Annotated in this window: 8 protein-coding genes; 5 read left to right on the top strand and 3 right to left on the bottom strand. The window is 67.5% G+C overall.

The window, feature by feature from the left end; all coding sequences use genetic code 11:
* The first annotated feature begins 111 nt into the window (after positions 1-111).
* Positions 112-1,620 carry a glycosyltransferase family 87 protein gene (locus tag VXC91_RS02855; RefSeq protein ID WP_329504814.1) on the top strand — a complete coding sequence of 503 codons (1,509 nt, stop codon included), beginning with the start codon at positions 112-114 and terminating at the stop codon, positions 1,618-1,620.
* 92 nt (positions 1,621-1,712) lie between these two features.
* On the opposite strand, the gene VXC91_RS02860 is transcribed toward VXC91_RS02855, so the two are convergent.
* The 3 genes from VXC91_RS02860 to VXC91_RS02870 all read right to left on the bottom strand — a co-directional run bounded on the left by VXC91_RS02860 (position 1,713) and on the right by VXC91_RS02870 (position 4,465).
* A complete protein-coding gene (locus VXC91_RS02860) occupies positions 1,713-2,744 on the bottom strand; it encodes an alanine racemase (protein WP_329504815.1) in 1,032 nt (343 codons plus the stop codon).
* Positions 2,745-2,870: 126 nt separating this feature from the next.
* On the bottom strand, positions 2,871-3,989 hold the full coding sequence (gene femX, locus VXC91_RS02865; RefSeq protein WP_329504816.1) for a peptidoglycan bridge formation glycyltransferase FemX: 1,119 nt from the start codon (positions 3,987-3,989) through the stop codon (positions 2,871-2,873).
* Positions 3,990-4,147: 158 nt separating this feature from the next.
* A complete protein-coding gene (locus tag VXC91_RS02870; protein ID WP_329504818.1) occupies positions 4,148-4,465 on the bottom strand; it encodes a hypothetical protein in 318 nt (105 codons plus the stop codon).
* Positions 4,466-4,729: 264 nt separating this feature from the next.
* Here VXC91_RS02870 and rpsF point away from each other — a divergent pair, with 264 nt between their 5' ends.
* From rpsF to rplI, 4 genes are all read left to right on the top strand, one after another.
* On the top strand, positions 4,730-5,020 hold the full coding sequence (gene rpsF, locus VXC91_RS02875) for a 30S ribosomal protein S6 (protein WP_004985983.1): 291 nt from the start codon (positions 4,730-4,732) through the stop codon (positions 5,018-5,020).
* 75 nt (positions 5,021-5,095) lie between these two features.
* Positions 5,096-5,677 carry a single-stranded DNA-binding protein gene (locus VXC91_RS02880; RefSeq protein WP_329504820.1) on the top strand — a complete coding sequence of 194 codons (582 nt, stop codon included), beginning with the start codon at positions 5,096-5,098 and terminating at the stop codon, positions 5,675-5,677.
* A gap of 81 nt (positions 5,678-5,758) precedes the next feature.
* Entirely contained in the window at positions 5,759-5,995 is a 237-nt protein-coding gene (gene rpsR / locus VXC91_RS02885) for a 30S ribosomal protein S18 (RefSeq protein ID WP_003949403.1), read from the top strand.
* A gap of 18 nt (positions 5,996-6,013) precedes the next feature.
* The gene (gene rplI / locus VXC91_RS02890) at positions 6,014-6,460 is read left to right on the top strand and encodes a 50S ribosomal protein L9 (protein ID WP_329504821.1); all 447 of its coding nucleotides are present in this window, start codon (positions 6,014-6,016) and stop codon (positions 6,458-6,460) included.
* Positions 6,461-6,521 lie beyond the last annotated feature (61 nt).

Genomic DNA, 6,521 nt, shown 5'->3' on the forward strand with positions numbered 1-6,521 from the left:
CACGTGAAACACTCCGTTTCACGTGAAACATCAACCGGACCAGGGCCGTCACACCGATCAGGCGTGGCGGCCCTCGGCAAGTTCCTAGGCCGATGCGGCAGTATGAGCCCCATGCCCAGTGCAGAGACGACGCGAGTGAGCGTCCACGAGCCGGACACGGTGCGGCCGACCCGGGAAGATGAGGTCGCAGCGGCGGGTAGTGAGCTGATCGGCGGCCCCATCGGACGGCGTGCGCTACTCGGGACGTCCTGGTGGACTCCCGTACGGGTTGTGGCGCTCGTCGCGATCGGAATGTTCGCCCTCGGCATGGTCCAGAAGCTGCCCTGCTACGACAGCGGCTGGTTCTTCGGGGCCAGCACGCAGTACACGCACGCGTGCTACTCGGACATCCCACACCTCTATCAGGGACGCGGCTTCGCTGACGGGCTCGTGCCCTACTTCGACAAGCTTCCCGGTGACATGAGCTACCTCGAGTACCCGCTGCTCACCGGTGTGTTCATGGAGGTCGCCTCGTGGCTGACGCCGGGCAGCGGTGCCATCCAGTCCCGGGAGCAGACCTACTGGATGGTCAACGCCGGGATGCTCATGGTGTGTGCCGTGGTCATCGCCGTGTGTACCGCGCGCACTCACCGCCGGCGTCCCTGGGACGGCCTCCTCGTGGCGCTCGCGCCCACCTTCGCACTGACGGCCACCATCAACTGGGACCTGCTGGCCGTGGCGCTGCTGGCCGCCGCGATGCTGATGTGGTCGCGGGGCCGGGTCCTCGCTTTCGGTGTTCTCGTCGGGCTCGCCACGGCAGCCAAGTTCTATCCGTTCCTGGTACTCGGACCGCTGCTCGTGCTCTGCTGGCGGGCGGGCAGGTGGCGGGAGTACGGGACCGCCCTGCTGGGCGCGGTGGGCGCATGGCTCGTGGTCAACCTGCCTGTCATGTTCCTCGCGCCCGAGGGCTGGTCGAAGTTCTACAGCTTCAGCCGCGAACGCGGCGTCGACTTCGGCTCGGTCTTCCTGTTCATCTCGCGCTGGCTCAACATCGAGATCACCAAGGACACGGCCAACATCTGCGCGATGATCATGATGCTGTTCGCCTGCCTGGGTATCACCGCGATGACACTGACGGCCCCACGCCGTCCACGCTTCGCACAGCTCGCGTTCTTGATCGTCGCGGCGTTCATCCTCACCAACAAGGTCTACTCGCCGCAGTACGTGCTGTGGCTGGTCCCCCTCGCGGCGCTGGCCCGGCCGCGCTGGCGGGACTTTCTGATCTGGCAGGCCTGTGAGGTGGCGTACTTCCTGGGTATCTGGATGTACCTCGCGTACACGACCAGTGGGGACGCCCACAAGGGTCTTCCGACGGACGGGTACCAAGTGGCCATCGCCGTCCACCTCTTGGGGACGCTCTACCTGTGCGCCATGGTCGTACGCGACATCTTCATGCCGGAACGGGACATGGTGCGCCGGGCCGGTGACGACGACCCGTCGGGCGGTGTGCTGGACGGCGCGCCGGACGCCTTTGCGTTGGGGGCCGCGGCTCATCCGCCTCGGCACGCGGCGCACTTCGAGGGCCCGCACGTGGAGTGGGGCAGCACGGCTGCGGAGCCCACGAGGAACGGTTCGCCCTGAGCGAACAGAGCTCCGGGAGCACTACGAGAGAGGCCGTACACGGAACCCGTGTACGGCCTCTGCGCTGCGCTCCCTGGGGGGCCGCCTCGTCCTCAGCAGTCGACGAGCCGGTCGAACTGCGTGGTGGTGTGCCGCAGGTGGGCCACCAACTCGTCGCCGACCTTCGGCTCCGTGGCGTCCGCGGGGATGAACAGAATCGAGACCTGCATGTGCGGGGGCTCGGCGAACCAGCGCTGCTTGCCCGCCCAGACAAACGGCGAAAGATTCCGGTTCACCGTTGCGAGACCGGCCCGGGCGACGCCTTTGGCGCGCGGCATGACGCCGTGCAGGGCCTTGGGAGCCTCCAGGCCCACCCCGTGCGACGTTCCGCCCGCCACGACGGTCAGGAACCCGTCCGAGGCCGCCTTCTGCTGCCGGTAGCCGAAGCGCTCACCCTTGGAGACCCGCGTGACGTCCAGGACGGCCCCGCGGTACTCGGTGGCCTCGTGATCCCCCAGCCACAGCCGGGTGCCGATGCGGGCGCGGAAGCGCGTCTGCGGGAACTGCTGCTGCAGCCGGACCAGTTCCTCGGCCTTGAGATGGCTCACGAACATCGTGTGCAGTGGCAGCCGGGCCGCACGCAGCCGGTCCATCCAGCCGATGACCTCCTCGACGGCGTCGGAGCCGTCGGTGCGGTCCAGCGGCAGATGGATGGCGAAGCCTTCGTGACGGACGTTCTCGATGGCGGCGTGCAGATGCGGCAGGTCCTGCTCGCTCACACCGTGCCGCTTCATCGAGGACATCACCTCGATGACCACACGGGCGCCCACGAGCCCGTACACGCCGTCCACGGACGACACCGAGCGGATGACGCGGTCGGGCAGCGGAACAGGCTCCTCACCGCGCCGGAACGGCGTCAGCACCAGCAGGTCACCGCCGAACCAGTCCTTGATCCGGGCCGCCTCGTACGTCGTGCCCACGGCGAGGACATCGGCTCCCAGCCGGGTGGCCTCCTCTGCCAGCCGTTCGTGGCCGAAGCCGTAGCCGTTGCCCTTGCAGACGGGGACGAGCCCCGGGAACTGCTCCTGCACGTGCTTGTGGTGTGCCCGCCAGCGCGCGGTGTCGACGTAGAGCGTGAGCGCCATGGCCGGTCCCGGAACCTTTCTTGTGGCTGCCGTGTGTCAGAGGTGTGTGAGGAAATTGTGACGCATCCGCCGGGCCGGCGGGGGCGATGCCGGACCGCTCGGGCCCTTGGCACCGGTACTGCGGCGTCAGCGACGCGACATGTAGAGGTCGAGCGCTTTGTGGAGCAGCTTGTTGAGCGGGAAGTCCCATTCACCGAGGTACTCGGCGGCCTGACCGCCGGTGCCCACCTTGAACTGGATCAGGCCGAAGAGGTGGTCGGTCTCGTCCAGGGAGTCGGAGATGCCGCGCAGGTCGTAGACGGTGGCGCCGAGCGCGTAGGCGTCGCGCAGCATCCGCCACTGCATCGCGTTCGAGGGCCGGACCTCGCGCCCGACGTTGTCGGAGGCGCCGTAGGAGTACCACACGTGGCCACCGACGATCAGCATCGTCGCCGCCGACAGGTTCACGCCGTTGTGCCGCGCGAAGTAGAGCCGCATGCGGTTGGGGTCTTCGGTGTTGAGGGCCGTCCACATGCGCTGGAAGTACGACAGCGGGCGGGGCCGGAAGTGGTCGCGCACGGCCGTGATCTCGTACAGCCGCTGCCATTCCTCGAGGTCGTGGTAGCCGCCCTGGACCACCTCGACGCCGGCCTTCTCGGCCTTCTTGATGTTGCGGCGCCACAGCTGGTTGAAGTTCTTGTGGACTTCTTCCAGGGAACGGTTGGCGAGCGGCACCTGGAAGACATAACGGGGCTGCACGTCGCCGAAGCCGGCGCCGCCGTCCTCGCCCTGCTGCCACCCCATGCGGCGCAGTTTGTCGGCGACCTCGAAAGCGCGTGGCTCGATGACGTCCGCCTCGATGTCGCGCAGCCGCTTCACGTCCGGGTCCTGGATGCCCTGCTTGATGGAGGTGGCCTCCCACCGCCGGATGATCACCGGCGGGCCCATCTTCACGGAGAAGGCGCCCTGCTGCTTGAGGTGCGCGAGCATCGGCTGGATCCAGTCGTTCAGATTCGGCGCGAACCAGTTGATGACCGGACCCTCGGGCAGGTAGGCGAGATACCGCTTGAGCTTGGGCAGCTGGCGGTACAGCACCAGCCCCACGCCCACCAGTTCGCCGTTCTTGTCGAACCAGCCGAGGCTCTCCGAGCGCCACTCCGCCTTGACGTCTGCCCAGGCCGGGACCTGCATGTGGCTCGCCGCCGGCAGGCTCTGGATGTACGCCAGATGCTGCTCGCGGCTGATCGTCCTCAGGGTCAGGCTCATTCGGGGCGCTCCTCGGGCTGGTGTGTCCCCATGGGTACAGGGGCTCCGGCTCTCGCGCCGAAGCCTACTGCGCCCTACGAGCGCCCCGAATGGCTGTATGGAACCTTTGTGCCCGTCGCATCGCCTTCCGGCCCGCCGGGCCGGAAGGCGATGCGACGTCAGCCGCCGACGATGCCGCCGAAGAGACCGCCGTGGGCCATGCCGAGGAAGAAGCCGATGGCCGCGGCGCCGAGGCCCAGGATCAGACCGAAGCGCTGACGAGTCGTGACGGAGATGTACTGCCCGAAGGCGCCGGTGAAGATCCCCACCAGGCCGGTCCAGGAGCTGATCAGATGCAGGCTGTGGAACATCGCCGTGACGAAGGACGCGATCCCGAGCGTCAGGGTCACCAGGAGAAGGGTGTCCTGGACGGGATGGGCCTTGCCGTCCGTGGCGAAGAGAGAACCGGTGGTGCTGGGTCGCAATACCTGTGCCATGGGGCACCTCCTGCGGAAGGCGGCGCATCGTAGCGCCATACACACCCGATGTGTACAGATTGACGGGCCCCACGGTCGGATTTCAACCGGAAGCACGTGTCCGGGTACTCTGTACCGTCTGCACCGGTGTCTGCCCAGGCCGTGCCGGGTCAACCGCCGACCGACACCCGATTGTCAGTGGCGGCCGATACCGTTGCGTACGCATCACGACCCTCCTGCCACGGAACGACCGTGGCCGCTGAGTCCAAAGGAGGTGGGTTCCACATGCGTCACTACGAGGTGATGGTCATCCTCGACCCCGATCTCGAGGAGCGCGCTGTCTCCCCGCTGATCGAGAACTTCCTTTCCGTCGTCCGTGACGGTGGCGGAAAGGTCGAGAAGGTCGACACCTGGGGCCGTCGTCGTCTCTCGTACGAGATCAAGAAGAAGCCCGAGGGCATCTACTCGGTCATCGACCTGCAGGCCGAGCCTGCGGTCGTCAAGGAGCTCGACCGCCAGATGAACCTGAACGAGTCGGTCCTCCGGACCAAGGTCCTCCGTCCCGAGACCCACTGAGCTTCCGCTCAGCCGATCCCGGGATTCGAGTAGCAGCACAAGCAGCCAGCAGCACACCCGCCGAGAGGTTCCCCCATGGCAGGCGAGACCGTCATCACGGTCGTCGGCAACCTTGTCGATGACCCCGAGCTGCGCTTCACCCCGTCCGGTGCGGCGGTCGCGAAGTTCCGTGTCGCGTCCACTCCCCGCACCTTCGACCGCCAGACGAACGAGTGGAAGGACGGCGAGAGCCTGTTCCTGACCTGCTCGGTCTGGCGTCAGGCGGCGGAGAACGTCGCCGAGTCGCTCCAGCGAGGCATGCGCGTCATCGTGCAGGGCCGGCTGAAGCAGCGGTCCTACGAGGACCGAGAGGGCGTCAAGCGCACGGTCTATGAGCTCGACGTCGACGAGGTCGGCGCGAGCCTGCGTAACGCCACGGCCAAGGTCACCAAGACCGCGGCCGGACGCGGTGGGCAGGGCGGTTACGGCGGTGGTGGCGGCCAGGGTGGCGGCGGCTGGGGCGGCGGCCCCGGTGGCGGCCAGCAGGGCGGCGCACCGGCCGACGACCCCTGGGCGACCGGCGCTCCGGCCGGTGGCCAGGGCGGTGGCGGCTGGGGCGGCGGCTCCGGCTCCGGCTCCGGCGGCGGTGGCGGCTACTCGGACGAGCCCCCCTTCTAAGCCTTCGCCTCAGGTCCTCGGACCTGGACAGGGCAAGGGTGGGCCGCACCCCACACTTCTTGATCACACAGGAGAAACACCATGGCGAAGCCGCCTGTGCGCAAGCCGAAGAAGAAGGTCTGCGCTTTCTGCAAGGACAAGGTCACCTACGTGGACTACAAGGACACGAACATGCTGCGGAAGTTCATTTCCGACCGCGGCAAGATCCGTGCCCGTCGCGTGACCGGCAACTGCACGCAGCACCAGCGTGACGTCGCCACGGCCGTCAAGAACAGCCGTGAGATGGCGCTGCTGCCCTACACGTCCACCGCGCGATAAGGGAAGGGTGACCGACTCATGAAGATCATCCTCACCCACGAGGTCTCCGGCCTCGGCGCCGCGGGCGAGGTCGTCGACGTTAAGGACGGCTACGCTCGCAACTACCTGATCCCGCGGAAGTTCGCGATCCGCTGGACCAAGGGCGGCGAGAAGGACGTCGAGCAGATCCGTCGTGCTCGCAAGATTCACGAGATCCAGACGATCGAGCAGGCCAACCAGGTCAAGGCCCAACTCGAGGGAGTCAGGGTCCGCCTGGCCGTCCGCTCCGGCGAGGCCGGCCGTCTGTTCGGTTCCGTCACCCCGGCCGACATCGCTTCGGCGATCAAGGCCTCCGGTGGCCCCGAGGTCGACAAGCGCCGCATCGAGCTGGGCGCCCCGATCAAGACGCTGGGCGCTCACGAGACGTCCGTGCGTCTGCACCCCGAGGTTGCCGCCAAGGTCAACATCGAGGTCGTCGCGGCGTGAACGCTGCACTCGGCTTGAGTAGCTGAGAGAAGGGCCGTACCCGCCGGGTACGGCCCTTCTT

The organism is Streptomyces chiangmaiensis (genome assembly GCF_036281785.1).
Classification (GTDB): domain Bacteria; phylum Actinomycetota; class Actinomycetes; order Streptomycetales; family Streptomycetaceae; genus Streptomyces; species Streptomyces chiangmaiensis.

Bases quoted from the DNA above. Each gene is read 5' to 3' on its own strand.
- VXC91_RS02860 (WP_329504815.1), bottom strand. From the start codon at position 2,744: ATGGCGCTCACGCTCTACGTCGACACCGCGCGCTGGCGGGCACACCAC.
- rpsF (WP_004985983.1), top strand. From the start codon at position 4,730: ATGCGTCACTACGAGGTGATGGTCATCCTCGACCCCGATCTCGAGGAG.
- VXC91_RS02870 (WP_329504818.1), bottom strand. From the start codon at position 4,465: ATGGCACAGGTATTGCGACCCAGCACCACCGGTTCTCTCTTCGCCACG.
- femX (WP_329504816.1), bottom strand. From the start codon at position 3,989: ATGAGCCTGACCCTGAGGACGATCAGCCGCGAGCAGCATCTGGCGTAC.
- VXC91_RS02880 (WP_329504820.1), top strand. From the start codon at position 5,096: ATGGCAGGCGAGACCGTCATCACGGTCGTCGGCAACCTTGTCGATGAC.
- VXC91_RS02855 (WP_329504814.1), top strand. From the start codon at position 112: ATGCCCAGTGCAGAGACGACGCGAGTGAGCGTCCACGAGCCGGACACG.
- rpsR (WP_003949403.1), top strand. From the start codon at position 5,759: ATGGCGAAGCCGCCTGTGCGCAAGCCGAAGAAGAAGGTCTGCGCTTTC.
- rplI (WP_329504821.1), top strand. From the start codon at position 6,014: ATGAAGATCATCCTCACCCACGAGGTCTCCGGCCTCGGCGCCGCGGGC.